The following is a 20110-nucleotide window of genomic DNA, read 5'->3' as shown; positions in this document are numbered from 1 at the left end:
TTCTTGCGCTCAAACAATGGCGTGGTATTGCCACCCGCTATGCCAAGAACCTCTCTTCATTCATCGCCATCGTCCAGATTCGTTGTCTCGCACTATGGCTCAAAGTCTCGTGACGACACTATCTAGTCGAGAAGGTTTTTATTCTTGATTTATTCTCTTACCTATTTGCAGCTATATAGTGATGGAATGCCAGCTCAGAAAAAAGCGTTTTAAGCGTTTTTATGGATATATGAATAGGATGATAAGGGTAGCTATCTGATACCTGCGTTAAACATGCGTTAAATCAAGCGACATTCATATCACAACGATGAGAAATATTCAAACAGTATCGCTTCGCGCGTGATTGATTAACGGCAGACAAACAATTTGTACCAAATAACGTGCAAATTTTTATTGAAGCGTTAAAAAATCAGAATCGGGGGCAACCATGCTTCCCTGCATGACTGTGGACGATTCCGAGCACATGGCAGCATATCGCTTCCCGGAATATGCATCATGATCCAAGGCAAACCATATAGGGAGTGGAGAGTGAGCACCATGGAGTTGCTCACAATCAATCATAAGCCTTTTTTTACTTATGGTTTGCCTATCTCAGCAAAGAAATTCCGTCGCTTATGATTGATGAAACCTTGATTTGATTACTGGCTTAAGATTTGAGTATCAGGCTCTGGCCAGATTTGTTTTGTCATTTCATCTTTCAATTGAGCCAGAACTTCCGGGTCAATACGAAAATCAGCATTCATGATTTCTTCGCGGATGAAATGCTCTAATTTCCACCGGTAGCCCGTCTGCCAGTAAGCTACATAGGCTTTCATGATGAGTTGCAGGATGGTGGAATGCGCCCTTATTTCCTGGATCAGTTGCCCTTTCTGGGTTGTCCAGATATCTACTTCAGCCAGGTAAACCTCATTATGCAATTCTGGTAGCTTTGACTTGATATCATTAATTGCTCGCTCGATATTTTTAAGCAAGATTTTCATATCACTTTCATTTTTTCGAGCCTTTTCAACACTGTCCCGAGCTTTCTCCAGGCTCTCTTTGGTTAACGCTTTAGAGACCTGTTGTTCAGCGCTATTCACATGAGTAGCAAACATGCGCATCTTTTCTTTCAATTCATTTTCACGTACTTGCAGATTGTTCAATTCATCGATGGCATCCGCTTGTTTCTGTTTTGCTTGCTGATGAACTTTGATTAATTTTTCCATTGAGGACTCCTGATATGGTTAATGCGGTTATCTATTCAGTGTGTTCTATATGATCGTTAACAATCATTCTGATGCTACGTTGGGTCATGTCATATTTGATGGCTGCGGTTTTTGTACTCATGCCACCAGCTAGATCATTGATGATTGCCTGGCGGCGCTTTGCCACCTCCAGGCTTGATAGCTTGGGGATATCCAAGGCTTCACCTCGGTAGTGATGAATGATCTTTTCTGCCAAGATTTCCCCGACAACGACACCCAGGCGCTGGCGTGATCGTTCACTGTCTGCTATCGGCAGGCGTGTACCGCCAAATACCATGCATAGCCGGGTAAAGGCTTCATCACCAATGAGGTTTAAGATTTCTTGCGCGGTAGAATTATTTTTTATGGACATATCAGCAAACTGGAACAAAAAGAGGAAACACTTCCCTATATTGCCCTGCTGCTGAATTTAACTTAAGGAGGATATAGTTCAGCCATAAAGATTGACTGAAATCAGTATAGATTGAGAGTACGCAATCAACTCCATGCGGCTACCACTTACCTTCTACGGGGCTGCATAAAATGGTTGGTTGCGTATTTTCATTGCTTGAACAAAAGGTGCGGGTGGTGGGGCCCCCCGCTCCGGTTTCCCGGCAACCCCACATATCGCTCCGGCATTGCTGCCGTGCTACGGCCGGGGGAATATCACCGTGTCACACCCGCTTATTGCTAGTGTAATACAATTACTTCAAAAATTGGAAGGAACAAAACCGGTGCCGGATTCGAACCGGATCATGGCGGCATAGCCCCCAACCATTCCCATTGGAAACAACCGGCTTTGCTCCTTTTAACAACAACGGGTGGGAGGCCGGACATCCCTCCATCCATCAGTGCGCTTGCACTCAAGCCTGTGGACTCCGCATTTCCACAGCTCACCCGTTTTTAAATTTTATACTCTATTCCAGATTTGTTTTAACACTTTTTATGATGAGCCTGATTGTTCTGTTCTGCATCTTTTTGTTCTCTCGCCTTAAAGGCAATTTCTGACGCTTCAGAGCTGGTCGTCATCAAATTGTTACCTAACATATTTAGCAAATAACCCAATCCCTCCACGGTATGTTCCTTCAGATCATCGTATCTTATTCCTATCATCAGCTCACCCAATGAACATAGCGCATTACTGGCATACTCAAAGTCTCTTGCTATTTTATGGTAGCTTTCTGGCGTGCCGGGGATATTTTCAGGAGGATACTTAACGTGAACGATGTTATCGGTTTGATGATCATTATTACTCATGCTTTGTCCTCTTGCTCCCTATCCAAAGAGTTAAAATTTCTTACCTCCCGCTCTTCGATCTCTGCTGCTGCGATATTTTCGATTTCATCAGCAATAAAGACCATAGCATCCATCAGATCCAGTACGATATTTTGGAAACGGTTTTCATTGGTCGGCTTATCCCCTGAGAGAATAACGTTAGCCGCAAGCGCTAATGAGCTGAGCCAGCTTGCTTTGCATTGAATATCGATAATGCTGTTTTTATCCATGCTCCACCTCGCTTTCTGTATAAGTTCGGCCTTGTATCCAGTATTGCCATAAGGATTCTTCGCATTCATTTTGATAAATGCAGAGTTTCCCGCGCAGTTTTGGCCCTACTTTGTGAGGATGAATGGCCATGAGCCATGCAGCGAGTTTCCGTAATGGCAGGCATGTCATGATATATTTCTGCTCGATATGCAGCTGGAGGCTTTTGACCAGTCTACCTTATCAGATACGACCTTATATGTGATACGAACCGGCGTAGTAAGATTTTGCTGATGGTGGTGATTATTAAGGGGTGTTGCTGCTGGTTTTTATTCTTCATTTTTCTTCTTTTGATTTTCTATAAGTTGTTTTTCTTGTGGCTCTACTCTTGCCATAACGCGCTCTAATGACCAATACAGGAGTATGGGCGCAATAATTAGTACGGCTAATGAAAACCATAACTTTATAGGTACGGTTTTTGTTGATTTGGTATGAATTGAAGCCGATTCATACAGCTTGAAAGATTCCTTAGGTATTTTGTAAGTTCGTTTAACCGCTTCAAGCTTGGATGTTGATGTCTAAGCCGTGATGGTGATACATCCTTAAGCCTAATATTAAATAGAAAATTGAAGTATAGAAAAGTAGCCGGCAGATTTTCAGAATACTCATCTCGTCTTTTCTAATTTTAAATTGTGTTTAAGCATACTGCACTTTTTCCGATATTTCTTAAACGAGAATAAAAATTGCTTAAAGACATGAATGAAACAATTCTGTATTCTGATTGGAAATTTTCTGATCCGGAATGGGCTTCGCCTAATTGCACGCCTGATAGCATTATAATGTTTGTTGCTTCTTGTGGTTCGCTGCAGTTTTATTGTGGCATTACTCAGCGGGTAATTAATGATTATTTTAAAACAGCTGAGAACTCGCGCGAAATTGCCATGCATGCTTATAAAAAACATGCTGACCGTATTCATACAGTTGCAGTAAAACTTATTAAAGATGGAACTGTATATGTTAATGGTCTTTATCTGATTACTTCTGAGTTAGCCCGTTACTATCGCCTTTAGAAAGATATTGCAAGACCAATTGACACTAATATGCGTAAGCACGGCAAGTGAGGAACAGAGTGTAGCCAATACCCAGACACGAATCGGTAGATGCCCACTTCCTGCGTAACGAAATCAGACTTGATCAGCGGTTGAGTGTATAGTCCAAGGGCTTTGGCTGAACCACCACCATTTGCAGTTTGTAAGCAGGTTTGTGTTAGTCCAGTCATTTCGTGATAATGCGCGTTATTATCGATCTCAGTTGATCAATGGTCGCTGCTATGAAAGTTTTTCAATTTTTAAAAGTACTTGCGAAGCTTTTTTCACAACACCAGCTGCTTATAAAGCAGAATTATGTACTTATGTATACTTGCTAGCACCTGAATGTCAAAATTTTATGTATGATAAATATATTACTCTAAATCAGAGAGAAAGAAAGATAGACTCCTAGTATAATAGGTAAATATGCTTGTTATATACATTCGTAGTTTTTTATGATGAGTGATAATATCCTTTGATAAATTAAAGAATGATGAAACCTCCTGTTTGCATAGCAGTCACAGGTGCAGCCGGTCAAATTGGCTATAACTTGTTATTCCGAATTGCAGCTGGCGATATGCTTGGTGATGATCAACCCATTATTCTCCATTTGCTTGATATTGCTGAGTCCCAGCATATCCTTGATGGTGTAGTAATGGAGTTATACGACTGCGCTTTTCCACTTCTAAGAAAAGTCATCACAACCACTGATCCATTAATTGCTTTCAACATGGTAGATATTGCCATTCTAGTTGGCGCTCGCCCTCGGTCTAAAGGAATGGAGCGCAAAGATCTGCTCACAGCAAACGCAGAAATATTCAGCGTTCAAGGTAAAGCACTAAATAAAGTTGCCAAACGTGATGTGAAAGTATTGATTGTTGGCAATCCAGCCAATACCAATGCTTATATTGCAATGCGAAATGCCCCAGATCTCCCTTTAAGCAATTTTACCGCTATGCTTAGACTCGATCATAACCGTGCACTGTATCAAGTGGCGACAAAATTAGGTGAACCCATATTTAAAATTAGAAAAATGATTATTTGGGGTAATCATTCTTCTACTCAATATCCCGATCTTAGTCATGCAGAAATTGATGATAAGAAAGTCATAAATCTTATAGATGATCCGACTTGGATAGAGGATTATTTTATTCCTACTGTGCAGAAACGAGGGGCCGCAATAATTGAAGCAAGAGGATTATCGAGTGCAGCTAGCGCTGCTAATGCAATTATTAACCATGTACATGACTGGATAATTGGGACAAAAGAGAATGACTGGGTATCAATGGGAATTCCTTCTGATGGAAGTTATGGAATTCCCGAGGGCGTAATCTATGGCTTTCCCGTTACATGCCGGAATGGTGTATATACGATAGTTCAAGAATTAGAAATAAGTGAAATTTCTAAAACAAAAATGCTTACAACATACAAAGAGCTTCTAGAAGAAAAAAATTCAATTAAACATTTGTTGATATAAAATCTATTTCATCTCTTTAATTCTTTAATAAAAGAAAGAACTTCCTCAGCATGATTAGGTACCTTAACACCACGCCACTCTTTTCGTATTATTCCGTTTGTATCGATGGCAAAGGTACTGCGTTCTATGCCACGTACTTGTTTGCCATACATATTTTTCATTTTAATAACACCGTAAAGTTCACATACAGATTCATCGGCATCACTAAGTAAATCAAAAGGTAGTAATAGTTTTTCCTTAAAATTTTCATGAGATTTTATGCTATCTCTTGAGATCCCAACAATTATACAATTAACATTCTGAAATTCAGTATATAGATCGCGAAATTGTAGACTTTCATCTGTACAGCCTGGCGTATTGTCTTTAGGATAAAAATAAATCACTATATTTTTTCCCAGCTGTTCTGACAGATGAAATATTTTCTCACCAGTAGTCTTAAGCTCAAAGTCTGGAGCAGGTTTAAGTATCATAACAGTAATGTGGCATAAATTAACGTTGTAATTTAAGATGTGGTAACTAGGGAATTATTTGATCTATCACTATTGCAACATCTTTGTCGCCAATTTTCACAGGTTGACTGAAGCCTTCCAGATCGCCACTGGCCGATACAGCTTGTCCTGATTTCGTTATCCTGGCGCCTATAACTATTTCCGGGAAGCTCGACATTTTCATAGTTGGTGTCATAGCCATATTATCATCCAGTGAGAAAGTTGCAGGTAGATCTTTGGCAGTCAACCTTAAAATCGCCAATGGCATTTTAGGTCCGGTTTTGGCTCGTGCGAAAACAAACAAAGTATCATTTTGTGATACTTTGTCGACCAGAGTAGGACTCAATGTAACAATACCCGTGATATTAGTAGCTTTGGTGCTATCTGATTTATCAGATAGCGATTGCTGTTTTGTTTCTGCAGGTAAGTCTGTACCTACATTTGAGTTTTGTGCTAATTGCATTGGATTGGCACGCTCTTCCCCTTTCGTAGCTAAAGATTTTGCCTCGGCAATGCTATCACTTACTGATTTAGCCAATTGTGAATCAGATGGAATGACACGCAACAATTTTTCCCAGAAAGTTGCAGCTTGCTCATAATTTTTTTGTTCAAATTCAATAGTGCCAGCTAATGCAAGTGCCTTTGGATAATCTGGATCAATTTCGAGTGCCTTATTAATTAATTCTGCTGGCTTACCAACTAAACTCCCATTGTTTGTCATTGCAAGTACGTCTGCATAATCACTTAGCAATTGTGCACTATCAGGTATCATTTCAATTAATTTGGCATACGTTGCACTTGCTTCATTAAATTGCCCCATGATTGCGTAAGTTCTGCCCAGCATGACCCAGCCTTCAATATCCGCTGGATTTTCCTTAAGCCGAGCAATCAAGTTATCTACCACCGATTTAATTTCAGTGTGACTAGGCGGCATTCCTGCCATATCTTGTGAGTGGGATTGCGTTACACTGGCTAGCTGTGATTGCGGTAGTAATCCGCGTGTATCGCCCAAAAGCATATATAGCGATATTGCAGTAAGTGGAATTGCCAAAATAACAACAGCTGTTGTAATAATTCCACGGCCCTTTACAATAGAATGAGTTGCGGGATTTCTGGATGATATCGCCAAGTCTTGCAGCATTCTTTTATGTAATTCCTGCTTACTTTTATCATACTGTTCCTTGGATAAAATATCATTCCGCAAATCATTATCCAATTCAGCAAGCTGGTCACGATAAATTGCAATATTCGCAGCTTCACGCTCTAATAATGCCGTCTTATCCTGCCTATTTCTCAGCAAGGTTGGAATTACAAACATCAACGCAGCAACAATAAAAATACCTGCTACAACCCAGAACGAAGTCATACCTATTCCTTATTAATTTTTTCTATTAAAGCTTCAGCCTTTAAACGCTGGCTTTCTGATAGTGGGATATCATCTATTTGTGTACGGCGGCGCCTTAAATAGACGATTAAGGCTGTCGTTGCACCTATAAATAAAATAAGCGGGCCAAACCACAATAATACCGTGGTCGCTTTGAATGGTGGGTTGTAAAGAACAAAGTCGCCATAGCGGGCAACCAAAAAATCTATAATTTCTTCGTTACTTTTATTGGCTTTCATTTGCTCTCGAATTTCACGTCTCAAATCAATAGCAAAATCAGCGCGAGAACCAGCCAGTGATTCATTTTGACATACCAAACAACGCAGATTCTCTGACAGTTCAACTAAGCGTTTCTCCAATACTGGATCCTCAGCAACCGGTAATGCTTCATTAGCAAAACTAGTTAATGGCAACAAAGTCACATAAAAAATAATAGTTAACTGTTTTATAGATTTAAAAAATTGATCAACACATTGCCGTAAGGCAAAAGTATTTATAGCTTTAAATTTATACATTGAATTTATCCTTGCAACTCTCTTATCAATGGAAGAATCTTGTCTTCCAGTGATTTTACCGTTACAGGTCCAATATGTTTGTGGCGAATAATTCCCTGCTTATCAATAATATATGTTTCAGGAACACCATAGACACCATAATCAATACCTACCTTGCCATCGGAATCAACAATACTGACCGTATAAGGGTCACCATATTGTTTAAGCCACTGTAAAGCAGTATCACGTTCATCTTTGTAATTGAGTCCGTATATTGGCACTATTCCTGTCTTGGCTAGTTGTACGAGCAAAGGATGCTCATCACGGCAGGCCACACACCAGGAAGCCCAGACATTCAGCATCCATACTTTGCCCAGATTATCCTTAGACATCATAGTTTTGTCCGGATCATGCAAATGATGTAACTGGAAAACAGGTGCTGGTTTATCTATCAGAGGAGATGGTACCTGACGAGGATTCAATGTCAGACCAATTCCAAGAAATACAACCAGAACAACAAAAACAGCAAGGGGTAGCAAGAAGCGAATCATACCTTTCTTCCCTCTGCAATAATGACTGGTTCTGTATTTGTAGAGTTTATCTCTGTATTGCTTTCAACAATTGTTTCTGTGGTGAGTTCAGTTTTGTCTTTTTTACGAATAGCGTAACGATAACGGCGATCTGTAATAGCTAAAATTCCACCTAATGCCATGAGTACACATCCTAACCATATCCAGTTTACAAAAGGCTTGTGATAAACACGGACAACCCAGGCGTTGTTATCTAATGGCTCACCTAACGCAATGTATAGATCACGGAATAAACCCGCATCGATGGCTGCTTCGGTCATAACCATACCTGATGCATTGTAAGTTCTTTTTTCCGGATGCAGCTTCCGAATATATTTATCATTTTTTAAAACATCAATATCGCCCTGAATTGCTTTGTAATTGGGTCCAGGAATATTCGATGTTCCATTAAATCTGAACGTATACCCGCCGATAGAAACAGTATTACCGATTTCCATACGAACATCTTTTTCAGTTTCATAGCTATTGACAAGTGTTACGCCGATTATAAAAACAGCTATACCTAAATGTGCGCAGTGCATTCCGTAGTAACTACGAGGTTGTCTGGATAATTTTGTAAATAATCCACTTTCCCCACTATTTTGTAAGCGATGTTTAATATTTATAAAAATGCTGGTGATGATCCAGAAAGCTAACAATAAACCAAAGCTGACGAGAGGTTTCCATTCTTCACTCATGAAAAATGGTGTTATTAATGCGCTGATTAAACTTACAGCAAAAGCCCAGCGTAAACGGATAGTTAAAGATGGTAAGTTCGCCTGTTTCCATCGCGCAACAGGCCCTACTCCTATCAGGAAAATAGCTGGCGCCATTAACGGTACAAATACAGCCTCAAAATATGGCGGCCCAACAGATATCTTTCCAAGATCCAAAGCATCAATCAATAACGGATAGAGTGTGCCTAGCATAACGCTACCAGCTGCAACCAGCAGAAGTACATTATTTATAAGTAGCATAGATTCGCGTGAAACTAATTGAAAGTTTCCTCCTAAACCCACTTTTGGTGCGCGCCAAGCAAATAGTGTTAAGGAAAAACCCACTATTGCAACTAAATAAACTAAGATAAATATCCCGCGTGCCGGATCTGTGGCAAACGCATGAACTGAAGTAAGTACGCCAGAACGAACTAAGAATGTACCGAGCAAGCTCAATGAAAATGCGATTATTGCCAGCAATACAGTCCAGCTTTTGAAGCTGCCACGCTTTTCTGTGACAGCCAAAGAGTGAACAAGAGCGGTGCCAACCAGCCAAGGCATAAAGGAAGCATTTTCAACTGGATCCCAAAACCACCAGCCGCCCCAACCTAATTCATAGTAAGCCCACCAGCTGCCAATCATTATACCGATAGTCAGAAATACCCACGCTGCTGTTGTCCACGGGCGAGACCAGCGTGCCCAGGCTGCATCTAGCTGACCGCTTAGGAGGGCTGCTATGGCAAAAGCAAATGCTACTGAGAAACCAACATATCCCATATACAGCATGGGTGGATGCATTACCATCCCTGGATCCTGAAGCAAGGGATTCAAATCGTTACCTTCGATAGCCGCTGGCAGAAGACGATCAAATGGATTGGAAGTAATTAGCAAAAACAATAAAAATCCTACACTAACCAGACCCAGTACACCCAAAACTCTGGCGACCATATCGTCTGGCAGTTGACGACTGAATACACTAACAGCAACAGACCATCCTGCTAGTAGCAATACCCATAGCAACAACGACCCCTCATGCGATCCCCAGGTAGCAGCAAATCGGAAATGAAGTGGTAATTCGGAGTTAGAGTGAGAAGCAACGTTATGTACTGAAAAATCATTGCTAACAAAGGAATAGGCTAAACAACCAAAGGAGATAGCAATAAATACAAATTGACCTTGTACAACCGGACGAGCCAAGGCGATCCATGAAGGAATACCGCGAGCTGCACCGATAATAGGCAAGGTGCCTTGAATTAAAGCTAACAACATAGCAAGAATTAGCGCAAAATTACCAAGTTCTGGAATCATGATTGAAATGCAATCCCTAAAAAATAATTATCTAAGATTAAAAAACCTAATCTCTTTTCTGTAAGAACTTTTTTATTGAGTTAATGTCGTCTTTTGAGCCTTAGCTGCTTGTTCTAGTGCACTTGCAGCTTCAGGTGGCATGTAATTTTCATCATGCTTGGCAAGAACTTCGTCTGCATAAAAAACACCGTCATTTGATATTTTTCCTTGCGCTACCACTCCCTTACCTTCCTTGAATAAATCGGGAAGTATCCCAGTGTATACAACTTGTATTGCTTCAGCAGTATCGGTTACTGCAAAGCTAACTGTGGTGCTATTGCCTTGGCGTTTTAAACTACCCTCTTCTACAATGCCACCAATTCTAAAACTTTTTCCAACAGGCGCTTCATTAGCTGCAATTTGGCTAGGGCTAAAGAAAAAAACCAGATTACTCTGGAAAACATTCAATACCAAAATAGCTGCAACAGTTAACGCTGTGACGCTTGAGGCAATAATCGCTATTTTTTTATGACGCGGTTTCATTTTTCCTCTCTTGTAGTTGATTCGTCTTTGAGACCAAGATACTTTTGCAAAGTTCTGCGACGATTTAATATCAGCCAAATTTCACCAGCTATACAAGCAAACGACACCAGATATGAACCCCAAACATAGAGTCCATATCCCCCCATTGAGAAAAACTCTGCCCAACTATTCCAGCTCATCGAGTAACTCCTGTAACTCCTTTTAATTCGGCAACCCATGCAGTATGACGCTCACGCTCCAATATGATGGCCCGTGTTCGCATCAGTATCATGGCAATAGAATACATCCATGCGGCAAACGCCATGATCAGCATTCCGGCAAGCATGCTTGCAGCCATCTTGGGTGATTGAGTAACACTTACCGATGCGCCTTGGTGCAAAGTATTCCACCATTGAACAGAAAAATAAATAATAGGAATATTCACTACACCTACTAATGCAATAATTGCACCAGCCCTATCTGCACGTCGCGGATCATCAATAGCTGCCTGCAGTGACATAAACCCAATATAAAGGAATAGTAAAATTAATTCAGAGGTTAGTCGTGCATCCCACACCCACCATGCCCCCCACATTGGCTTTCCCCACCAGGCCCCTGTCCATAATGCGATAAAGGTGAACATTGCTCCTGTTGGCGCAATAGCGGTAGCAACCATTGATGAAAGACGTGTATTAAAAGCAAGTCCAATCCCGGACCAAAATGCCATAACTAAATATAAGAACATGGACATCCAGGCAGCTGGTACGTGAATAAAAATAATACGATATGCTTCACCTTGTTGAAAATCAGTTGGCGCTACAAAAAAACCAATATAGAGACCAACTAAAAGCAATATCACGGCTACAATAGAAAAATACGGAATCATTTTGCCTGCAAGAAAATAAAAGCTTGCCGGCGAAGCATACTTATACCAATTTATCGACATATCTAATTCATGTATGTAAATTTTAACTAAATGCTACCCCACAGAGATCCTGAGAGAGGCCGCTGTTGTCCAAGGAGCAAAAACTAATGATACGAGCAAGAAAGCACCAAGTAATGAAAAATGTGCTTCAAATCCTAGGCCGGCAATGCTGGCTTCTACTGCACCTGCTCCAAAAATAAGTACAGGGATATAGAGGGGTAATACGAGCAATGAAACTAGTACACCACCACCTCTTAATCCTAAAGTCAGCGCAGCACCTATAGCACCAATTAAACTCAAGATTGGAGTGCCTAATAATAATGATAAGGTCAGTACGAAAAGCGCATTTGCAGGTAAATCATATTGAATTCCCAATACTGGTGCCATCAATACCAGTGGAACTCCTGTAACTAACCAATGTGAAAACATCTTTCCTAGCACTAATAAAGATAAGGATGTTGGAGAAAGCAATATTTGTTCCAAAGTTCCATCCAAATAATCAGTGGAGAATATGCGTCCAAGCGAAAGCATTGACGCTAATAATGCCGCCACCCATACAACTCCAGGCGCCATGATTCGAAGTGTATTCATTTCTGGTCCCACACCCAATGGGAACAGGCTTACTACGATAATAAAAAAAAATAGTGTAGTTAATACATCAGCCTGTCGACGCATGGCTAACAATAAATCACGTCGAATTATCCAGATCAGCATATTAAGAAAGGTATAATTGATGCGTCGCTGTGGCGGCAATATCAATTTCCTGATGCGTTGTCAGTATCACCATACCACCCTGAGCCAAATATTGCTCTAATATCTTTTTAATTAATTCAATTGCAGAAATATCCAACGCTGTTAACGGTTCATCTAATATCCACAACTTAGTGCGTGCTAACAGCAAACGTGCTAATGCTACTCGCCGCTTCTGACCTTGTGATAATACTTTCGCTAACAATGTCTCACGTCCCTCCAATCCCATTTCCTGTAAAACCTTGCTAGCTTTCTTTTCATCAATTTCTATTCCTGCAAGCGCGCTTGTAATTCGCAGATTTTCAATGGCAGTCAAATCATCCTTTACGCCACTTAAATGACCTAAATATGTAACAATATTAAAATAATCTTCACCAAGAGACCGGATATTAGAACTATTCCAACGTATTTCTCCTGAATTTGGAACAGCCAAACCGCATAACATTCTTAATAAACTCGTTTTGCCGCTACCGTTAGGGCCACGCACCTGCATTAATTCGCCAGGTTTAATAGAAAAATTAATGCCACTGAATAATACGCGATCACCACGAATACATTCTAGATTGCTGCCTTGCAACATGGTTAGCAATTAATTAAAACTCAGCATTATAACGTACTGAAATACCTTTGACACTTTGTTGTTATAGAAAAAAATGCTCGGGAAATGATTGAATCATTTTTAATTTTATTTTTATCGATCGTATTGATTTCATTTTGTCTGCAGAAAATGATGTTTTTCCAAAATAGTTTTTTATATTTTCTGCGATATTAATCTCTTGGGCGCTACTGCCCCAGTTGCTGTGATTTCTCCCAGTCCAAGGAATAATCCATTACTGTGATATAACCTAATTTTAGTTCCTGAAGTTAACACAAGCTCATTTTTATTATTGATATGCTGTCCTTGCAATAAAAATAAAGATTCTGTTTCATTGAGCGTAATGGATGGAAAATCTTGAAGCAGACTATCTACGGTATATAAACATGTATCATGTTGTGCAGACCAAGTACCCTGGAAATGATCAATTCCATAAGCCTGATGCAAATTAAAGCTCCCAATTTGATGGCGACATAAACTTGTAAGGTATGCGCCACCAAAACCCAGCGCTTTACCTATATCTTCAGCTAAAGTACGTATATAGGTTCCTGTTCCACAGTGGACCATGATAGTCATCTCATTGCCGCTCCATGAGTCTAAACGTAAGTCATAGATGATAATTTCACGAGCTTTTCTTTCAATCTCCTCACCCTCTCGCGCATATTGATACAGTGGTCTTCCGTTAAATTTCAGCGCACTAAACATAGGGGGCGTTTGTTTGATTCGTCCTGTAAAGGCTTGAAAAACATCTTTTATACGTGACAAGCTCAAATCATCCTTACTTAACTTCGCGTGTTCTGTTGCTATTATTTTTCCATCTGCATCGCCAGTTGTGCTGATATAACCAAGTTTTAATGTAGCATGATAGATTTTATCTGCATTCAGTAACATAGCCGAGAATTTTGTGGCTTCCCCTAAACAGATAGGTAATAAACCAGTAGCCATTGGATCAAGCGTGCCGGTATGGCCCGCCTTTGTAGCACCAAAGAAACGCTTGATAATTTGTAACGAATGATTGGATGTTAAGCCAGATGGTTTGTTAAGTAACAAAACACCATTAATATTGCGTTTGATAAGTTTGATTTTCCTAAACCTTGAAAGTAAGCTTGTGTAAGATAGATTTACGTATTTTTTGCTTGCGTATTAATCATCCTTCGATTACAAATGCTTACAAACAATATGATAATGTTAATTGAATAAACTATTTTTATACTCTAGTTAGTTATACCATCTTAAAAAGATATGAAAGGAGGAAATATTGCTTAGAAGAATATTTACTAAGTTTTTCTAATTGCTTTATCGATTAATCGTGAAAGATATACGCCACGTTCAACAGATTCATCATAAATAAAATGAAGTTGAGGGATTACTCTTAATCTCATTCTACTTGATAGCTGGCTACGTAGAAATCCACTTGCGTGTTTTAAACCTGCCTCAATAGCAGCATTTTCTTCTTTATCATTGAGAGCAGTATAAAAAATCTTGGCATATGCATAATCACGCGTTACCTCTACACCTGTTATCGTAATTATTCCTACTCGTGGATCTTTAACTTCAGTTTTAAGCATATCAGCTAATTCACGCTGTATTTGATCAGCAACACGCAGCGTGCGAGAGTAATCTTTCGACATTACATTCACTTTTGAGTGTTATAAAGTACGTGCTGTTTCAATAATTTCGTATACTTCTAATTGATCGCCAACTTGGATATCATTGAAATTTTTAAGTGAAAGTCCACACTCAAACCCAGCTTTCACCTCTTTCACATCTTCTTTGAAGCGCTTCAATGAATCAAGGCCACAACTATGAATTACGACGCCATCACGCAGCACTCGCACAAGAGAATCTCGTCTCACCATACCATCAAGCACATAGCAACCAGCTACAGTGCCTACTTTAGGAATTCGGTATATCTCACGAATATCGACTAAACCAAGAATATTTTCTTTCCGTTCTGGCATCATCATGCCAGAAAGCGCCTTCTTAATCTCATCAACCGCATCATAAATTACATTGTAATAGCGTACATCCACTCCTGTCGAAGATATCAATTTGCGAGCACTGACATCAGCACGAGTGTTAAAACCAATTACGACAGCTTTAGATGCAAGCGCTAAATTAATATCAGATTCAATAATTGCACCGACACCGCTGTGAATAATATTGATTTTTACTTCATCAGTAGCAAGCTTTTGCAAAGCGTAGGACAACGCTTCACATGAACCCTGAACATCTGCCTTCACAATAAGATTGAGTATTTTGATATCTTCCCTCTGACCAAAAACATCCTCCATCTTTGCAACTTGTCGTTTATCAAGTTTTACATCACGGAATTTACCCTGACGAAACAGTGCAATTTCACGTGCTTTACGTTCATCTTCTAAAGCTATCACCGTTTCACCTGCATCTGGTACCTCAGATAATCCTTGAATTTCTACTGGTATGGATGTCCCTGCTTGTTCAACTGAATTACCTTTTTCATCCAGCATGGCCCTTACTCTTCCAAATACAGCGCCAGTCAATAACACATCGCCGCGTTTTAATGTGCCGGACTGTACTAATATGGTTGCAACCGGGCCGCGCCCTTTATCTAAACGTGATTCAATGACCACCCCCTTAGCAGGTGCATTTTTCACTGCTTTAAGTTCTAAAACCTCTGCTTGTAATAAAATGCTTTCAAGAAGCTCATCAATGCCTTGACCCGTTTTAGCTGAAACACCTACAAACATGGTATCTCCCCCCCAATCTTCAGATACCACTCCATGATTTGCAAGCTCTTGCTTAATACGCTCAAAATTTGCCTCAGGCTTATCTATTTTAGTAACGGCAACTACAATAGGAATATTTGCTGCTTTAGCGTGATGAATAGCTTCTATAGTTTGCGGCATTACACCGTCATCAGCCGCCACAACTAGAATGACAAGATCAGTTATTTTTGCACCGCGTGCACGCATAGCAGTGAATGCTTCATGGCCTGGTGTATCCAGAAAGGTAATCATGCCATGCGCGGTTTCGACATGATAAGCACCAATATGTTGTGTAATTCCCCCAGCCTCTCCACCTGCCACGCGCGTTCTACGAATATAGTCCAATAGAGACGTTTTTCCGTGATCGACATGCCCCATAACTGTCACTACTGGCGCACGAGGTTCCATCTCTGATTCAGAAACTGGCGCCTTAATTTCTTCAAGAAATGATTCGGGATTATCAGGCGGTGCATATTTTGCAATATGACCCATTTCTTCAACTACGATCATGGCAGTATCTTGATCGAGCATCTGGTTGATCGTTACCATGCTACCCATTTTCATTAGCACTTTGATAACTTCAGCAGCTTTTACTGATATTTTCTGCGCAAGTGCTGCAACAGAGATAGTTTCAGGCACAAGAACTTCATGCACAACTGGCTCAGTTGGTGCAGAAAAACCGTGCTGTATTTGCGTTTCTGTTAAATTTGATTTGCTATGTTGTTTATCTTTACGAACTCGCCAACCTTGATTTACTGACAAATCACCGCGTATTTTAGCTTCACGTTTCTTCCCGACTTCGTCCTTCCATAGCTCTTCCTGTTTAACTTGTTTTTTCTTTTTTTCAGTTTTATCTTCAGGTTTAACGGCAGGCTTGTGCAGCGTTCCTTCTGTTGATACTTGCTTTGGTGGGGATACAGTTATTTGAGCTGGTATTTCTTCTGGAGCAGGTGGAGTAATCTCTTCTTTTTTTGGCTCTTTTTTTGCTTCAGCAATGATATTTTTTCTTTTTTCCTGTTTTTCTTTGAGTTCCGCTGCTTGACGGGCAATTAATTCAGCTTGTTTTAATGCCTCTTGCTCACGTAATGCTTGTTGTGCTGCATCAATTATTGGCTTGCGCATTGGCGATGGTTCAGTAACAGGAACCAAAGTGTCTGTAACTTCGATAAGTTCCTCTTTTTCAACATCTTGCTCGGAAGGTTTTGCAAGTACACGTTTTTTTCGGACTTTGACTTCAATAGTTCGAGCTTTACCAGCCCCATCCGATTGTCGTATTTCAGTAGTTTGCCGACGAGTCAACGTGATCTTCTTTTTTGATTCAATCGATCCATGTACTTTACGAAGATAATCAAGCAATTGCGCTTTATCTTTTTCTGTTAAAATATCCCCTATCGACTGCTTCTTGACGCCCGCAGCCAGAAGCTGCTCAAGTAACGCTTCTGGCAACATATCCAGCTCATTGGCAAATTTTTCTACAGTCATTTGAGTCATCAGCAACCTTTGTTCACCCTAAATTCATTTCACGAACAAGAGCTTTAATTTTAGCTCTTACTTTTATTTCTATTGGTGTTGATAATTTAAATTTCAAGCTCAAAACAATCGACAAGTCTATATTTAACTAAACCATGGTTCTCGTGCTTTTATAATAAGCTTGTTCGCGCGCTCAATATCAATACCCGTCATTTCAACTAAATCGTCTGCGGCCAGATCAGCAAGCTCTTCTTGTGTTTTAATCCCATTAGCTGCCAACTCATGAACTAACTGAATATCCATACCTTCCAGTGAAAGCAATCCTTCAGATGCATGTTCAAACTTTTCTTCGGTAGCAATTGCATCGGTTAGAAGAGCGTTACGTGCTCGATTACGTAATTCATTAATTGTCTCTTTATCGAGTGTTTCTATTTCAAGCATCTCATTGAGTGGTACATAAGCGATCTCTTCTAAGGTGGAAAAACCTTCCTCTACTAGAATGTTAGCCACTTCTTCGTCCACATCAAGTTTTTCCATAAAGAGCTTACAAATAATAGATGTTTCTTCCTCGTTCTTTTGCTTAGATTCCTCGACTGTCATGATATTGAGATCCCAGCCGGTTAATTCTGAAGCAAGTCGGACATTTTGTCCGCCACGACCAATTGCTTGCGCGAGATTTTCTTCATCAACGACAATATCCATACTATGTTTGTCTTCATCAACCATAATGCTGCTAATTTCAGCAGGCGCTAACGCATTAATGACAAAAGTAGCAGGATCTTCCGACCACAATATAATATCAATTCGCTCCCCCGCCAACTCGCTTATAACAGCCTGCACTCGGGAGCCACGCATACCCACACAGGTCCCAATTGGATCAATACGCTGATCGGTTGATTTGACTGCTATTTTAGCGCGAGAACCTGGATCTCTCGCTGCTACCTTGATTTCGAGTAATCCTTCTTCGATCTCGGGCACTTCCAATTGAAATAGTTTGATCAAGAATTCTGGAGAAGTGCGCGACAGTACTAACTGAGGCCCTCTTGTTGAACGGTCAACTCTGAGTAGATACGCACGAACACGATCTCCAACCCTTAGATTTTCCTTCGGAATCATTTGATCGCGCGGCAAGATTGCCTCAATTCTTCCTGATTCTACAACAGCATTACCGCGTTCCATTCGCTTTATCGTGCCAGCAACTAAATATTCTTTACGTTCAAGAAAATCACTCAGATTTTGTTCACGTTCTGCATCACGGATTCTTTGAAAGATTACTTGTTTAGCAGCTTGAGCACCAATACGATCAAATTCTATCGCCTTCAAAGGCTCTTCTATGTGCTCACCCAATTTAATATCAGCATCATACTGTAATGCTTCACTCAAAGAGATTTGCCGCGCAGGATTCTCTATAGCATCATCTGCAACAACCAACCTGCTACGAAAACATCGATAATTTCCAGTCTCCCGCTCGATTACAACCTGCACATCAATATCTTCATGAAAATGTTTCTTGGTAGCAGACGCAAGCGCCATTTCTAAGGCAGTAAAAACGATCGCTTTATCAACATTTTTTTCATGTGCTAAGGCATCCACTAATAGCAAAATCTCGCGGCTCATATTCCTCCAGCCAATTTTTTATGTACCTATAGTTATAGTTCCGGAATCAACCGAGCTTTTTCTAAATTATCTAACTCAATATGCAGCACTCTCCCTTCAACTTCTAGCCCCAATATCCCATCATTGATTTCTCGTATGATTCCAATATAGTTTTTTTGGCCTTGCAGTGCTATACGCAATTTAATTTTTATTGATTTCCCTGCAAAACGAATAAAATCACTTTCTTTCTTCAGAGGTCTATCCAAGCCCGGTGAAGATATCTCGAGTCGACTATAATCTATACCTTCTACCGTTAATAATCTATTGAGATGGTTACTAATCGCGACACAATCGTCAATAGTAATACCACCGTCCTTTTTATCCACAAATATTCTTAGTAATTTACCAGGTGCTGATTGTTCTACCTCTATTAATTCATAACCCATTCCCACCAAAATTGAATCTAGTAATTCGTACAACGCCATAGCTTCGCCACAAATAAAAAATGGGCTGAATAAGCCCACCAAAATTAGGTTTATTATAACAATAATCAATTGCTAACAAAATAGAATTTTATTTTATGATAATAATTCCAATATGTTACCGATAGCCTATATTCCTTATTCTTTAATCACTAACCACCAATATTCATTAAAGTTGACAATAATCCATTTCTTAGAAATTATTTGTAAATTCTGAATGCTAATGTTCATGTGACGATTTTTTTTACTGTTAGCATCACTAATTTTATGAATTGGCAAAAAAGTGGAAAAAGCGTTATTTGAGTAATCTAAGCAGTGGGCAGTGGAGCATGGTATTGCCTGAAACTACACTTGCCAGTGCCGGCAGCGGGAAGACTGAGAGAGTTAAGCCTGCGCCGGATAATAAATGCAATCCGTATGGTTTATAAAAGCAGGTTGTCAATGGCGGCAATTGCTCCGTGAGTTCTCGACTTGGGGCGCAGTTTACTACTATTTCTCTACTGAACACATAATGGAGCATAGAAGCCACTTCATCATTTATTGCGTTCACAGTTGCGAGAAAAATGTGGACGCCACAAATACCTGATGGATAGTCAAAGCGTGAAATGCACTGCGGTTCCTGAGCAGCTATCCCGTCGTTGCCGGATAGTCGAGCACACCTTCGGCTGACTCAATCATTCACGCCCACTTATACTTCTCGTGAGTCAAAAATTGGTTTAAGTTAGTGCAGCATAGCTATGAATATATTAGAATTTTGATATGTCATCACGTTACCGGCTCACTGCACAAGAAATTGCCGATTTAGAATCAGCGCA

The 20110-nt window shown here is 40.1% G+C and carries 22 protein-coding genes and 1 pseudogene; 3 read left to right on the top strand and 20 right to left on the bottom strand.

Annotated features, from left to right (window positions below):
* Positions 1-113 (top strand): annotated as a pseudogene (locus J5I83_RS12395) (IS5/IS1182 family transposase); the annotation flags it as partial.
* A 525-nt stretch (positions 114-638) separates the two neighbouring features.
* On the opposite strand, the gene J5I83_RS12390 reads toward J5I83_RS12395, so the two are convergent.
* From J5I83_RS12390 to J5I83_RS14595, 5 genes are all read right to left on the bottom strand, one after another.
* Positions 639-1205: a hypothetical protein gene (locus J5I83_RS12390; RefSeq protein WP_304056536.1), complete on the bottom strand. Its 567-nt coding sequence runs from the start codon at positions 1203-1205 to the stop codon at positions 639-641.
* A gap of 31 nt (positions 1206-1236) precedes the next feature.
* Positions 1237-1596: a Mor transcription activator family protein gene (locus J5I83_RS12385; RefSeq protein ID WP_304056534.1), complete on the bottom strand. Its 360-nt coding sequence runs from the start codon at positions 1594-1596 to the stop codon at positions 1237-1239.
* Between the two features lie 560 nt (positions 1597-2156).
* A complete protein-coding gene (locus J5I83_RS12380) occupies positions 2157-2480 on the bottom strand; it encodes a hypothetical protein (RefSeq protein WP_304056531.1) in 324 nt (107 codons plus the stop codon).
* Positions 2477-2797: a hypothetical protein gene (locus J5I83_RS12375; RefSeq protein ID WP_304056529.1), complete on the bottom strand. Its 321-nt coding sequence runs from the start codon at positions 2795-2797 to the stop codon at positions 2477-2479. The genes J5I83_RS12380 and J5I83_RS12375 overlap by 4 nt, the downstream gene beginning before the upstream one ends.
* Positions 2721-2897, bottom strand: coding sequence for a phage antirepressor N-terminal domain-containing protein (locus J5I83_RS14595; protein WP_369683425.1), 177 nt, complete (start codon positions 2895-2897; stop codon positions 2721-2723). Before J5I83_RS14595 ends, J5I83_RS12375 begins: the two co-directional genes overlap by 77 nt.
* Before the next feature lie 563 nt (positions 2898-3460).
* Here J5I83_RS14595 and J5I83_RS12370 point away from each other — a divergent pair.
* The gene (locus J5I83_RS12370; protein WP_304056527.1) at positions 3461-3775 is read left to right on the top strand and encodes a DUF1488 family protein; all 315 of its coding nucleotides are present in this window, start codon (positions 3461-3463) and stop codon (positions 3773-3775) included.
* A gap of 511 nt (positions 3776-4286) precedes the next feature.
* The gene (locus J5I83_RS12365) at positions 4287-5270 is read left to right on the top strand and encodes a malate dehydrogenase (protein WP_304056525.1); all 984 of its coding nucleotides are present in this window, start codon (positions 4287-4289) and stop codon (positions 5268-5270) included.
* An 8-nt stretch (positions 5271-5278) separates the two neighbouring features.
* Here J5I83_RS12365 and J5I83_RS12360 read toward each other — a convergent pair whose 3' ends face one another.
* The 15 genes from J5I83_RS12360 to rimP all read right to left on the bottom strand — a co-directional run bounded on the left by J5I83_RS12360 (position 5279) and on the right by rimP (position 19298).
* Positions 5279-5740, bottom strand: coding sequence for a peroxiredoxin (locus J5I83_RS12360; protein ID WP_304056521.1), 462 nt, complete (start codon positions 5738-5740; stop codon positions 5279-5281).
* Positions 5741-5786: 46 nt separating this feature from the next.
* Positions 5787-7124 carry a c-type cytochrome biogenesis protein CcmI gene (gene ccmI, locus J5I83_RS12355; RefSeq protein ID WP_304056519.1) on the bottom strand — a complete coding sequence of 446 codons (1338 nt, stop codon included), beginning with the start codon at positions 7122-7124 and terminating at the stop codon, positions 5787-5789.
* A gap of 2 nt (positions 7125-7126) precedes the next feature.
* The gene (locus tag J5I83_RS12350) at positions 7127-7657 is read right to left on the bottom strand and encodes a cytochrome c-type biogenesis protein (RefSeq protein WP_304056518.1); all 531 of its coding nucleotides are present in this window, start codon (positions 7655-7657) and stop codon (positions 7127-7129) included.
* A gap of 5 nt (positions 7658-7662) precedes the next feature.
* Entirely contained in the window at positions 7663-8187 is a 525-nt protein-coding gene (locus J5I83_RS12345) for a DsbE family thiol:disulfide interchange protein (RefSeq protein WP_304056517.1), read from the bottom strand.
* The gene (locus tag J5I83_RS12340) at positions 8184-10229 is read right to left on the bottom strand and encodes a heme lyase CcmF/NrfE family subunit (protein WP_304056515.1); all 2046 of its coding nucleotides are present in this window, start codon (positions 10227-10229) and stop codon (positions 8184-8186) included. Before J5I83_RS12340 ends, J5I83_RS12345 begins: the two co-directional genes overlap by 4 nt.
* Positions 10230-10301: 72 nt before the next feature.
* Complete coding sequence (gene ccmE, locus J5I83_RS12335; RefSeq protein WP_304056512.1) at positions 10302-10751, bottom strand: cytochrome c maturation protein CcmE; 450 nt, start codon at positions 10749-10751, stop codon at positions 10302-10304.
* On the bottom strand, positions 10748-10930 hold the full coding sequence (gene ccmD, locus J5I83_RS12330) for a heme exporter protein CcmD (RefSeq protein WP_304056510.1): 183 nt from the start codon (positions 10928-10930) through the stop codon (positions 10748-10750). Before ccmD ends, ccmE begins: the two co-directional genes overlap by 4 nt.
* On the bottom strand, positions 10927-11676 hold the full coding sequence (gene ccmC / locus J5I83_RS12325; protein ID WP_304056508.1) for a heme ABC transporter permease CcmC: 750 nt from the start codon (positions 11674-11676) through the stop codon (positions 10927-10929). The genes ccmD and ccmC overlap by 4 nt, the downstream gene beginning before the upstream one ends.
* Positions 11677-11709: 33 nt before the next feature.
* Positions 11710-12369: a heme exporter protein CcmB gene (gene ccmB, locus J5I83_RS12320; protein ID WP_304056538.1), complete on the bottom strand. Its 660-nt coding sequence runs from the start codon at positions 12367-12369 to the stop codon at positions 11710-11712.
* 1 nt (position 12370) lies between these two features.
* Positions 12371-12985, bottom strand: a complete 615-nt coding sequence (ccmA, locus tag J5I83_RS12315; protein WP_304056505.1) for a cytochrome c biogenesis heme-transporting ATPase CcmA — start codon at positions 12983-12985, stop codon at positions 12371-12373.
* Positions 12986-13156: 171 nt separating this feature from the next.
* A complete protein-coding gene (truB, locus tag J5I83_RS12310; protein WP_304056502.1) occupies positions 13157-14050 on the bottom strand; it encodes a tRNA pseudouridine(55) synthase TruB in 894 nt (297 codons plus the stop codon).
* A 227-nt stretch (positions 14051-14277) separates the two neighbouring features.
* Positions 14278-14631 (bottom strand): 30S ribosome-binding factor RbfA, encoded by a 354-nt coding sequence (gene rbfA / locus J5I83_RS12305; RefSeq protein ID WP_304056499.1) that lies wholly within the window; start codon positions 14629-14631, stop codon positions 14278-14280.
* Positions 14632-14649: 18 nt separating this feature from the next.
* On the bottom strand, positions 14650-17238 hold the full coding sequence (infB, locus tag J5I83_RS12300) for a translation initiation factor IF-2 (protein ID WP_304056496.1): 2589 nt from the start codon (positions 17236-17238) through the stop codon (positions 14650-14652).
* Positions 17239-17361: 123 nt separating this feature from the next.
* Positions 17362-18834, bottom strand: coding sequence for a transcription termination factor NusA (gene nusA, locus J5I83_RS12295; RefSeq protein ID WP_304056494.1), 1473 nt, complete (start codon positions 18832-18834; stop codon positions 17362-17364).
* Between the two features lie 32 nt (positions 18835-18866).
* Positions 18867-19298 (bottom strand): ribosome maturation factor RimP, encoded by a 432-nt coding sequence (rimP, locus tag J5I83_RS12290; protein WP_304056537.1) that lies wholly within the window; start codon positions 19296-19298, stop codon positions 18867-18869.
* Between the last annotated feature and the right edge of the window lie 812 nt (positions 19299-20110).

It is taken from the genome of Nitrosomonas communis, assembly GCF_024102715.1.
GTDB classification, from domain to species: domain Bacteria; phylum Pseudomonadota; class Gammaproteobacteria; order Burkholderiales; family Nitrosomonadaceae; genus Nitrosomonas; species Nitrosomonas communis_B.
Note: the sequence above shows the minus strand (reverse complement) of the source record. Positions and strands in the feature narration are given on the sequence as shown.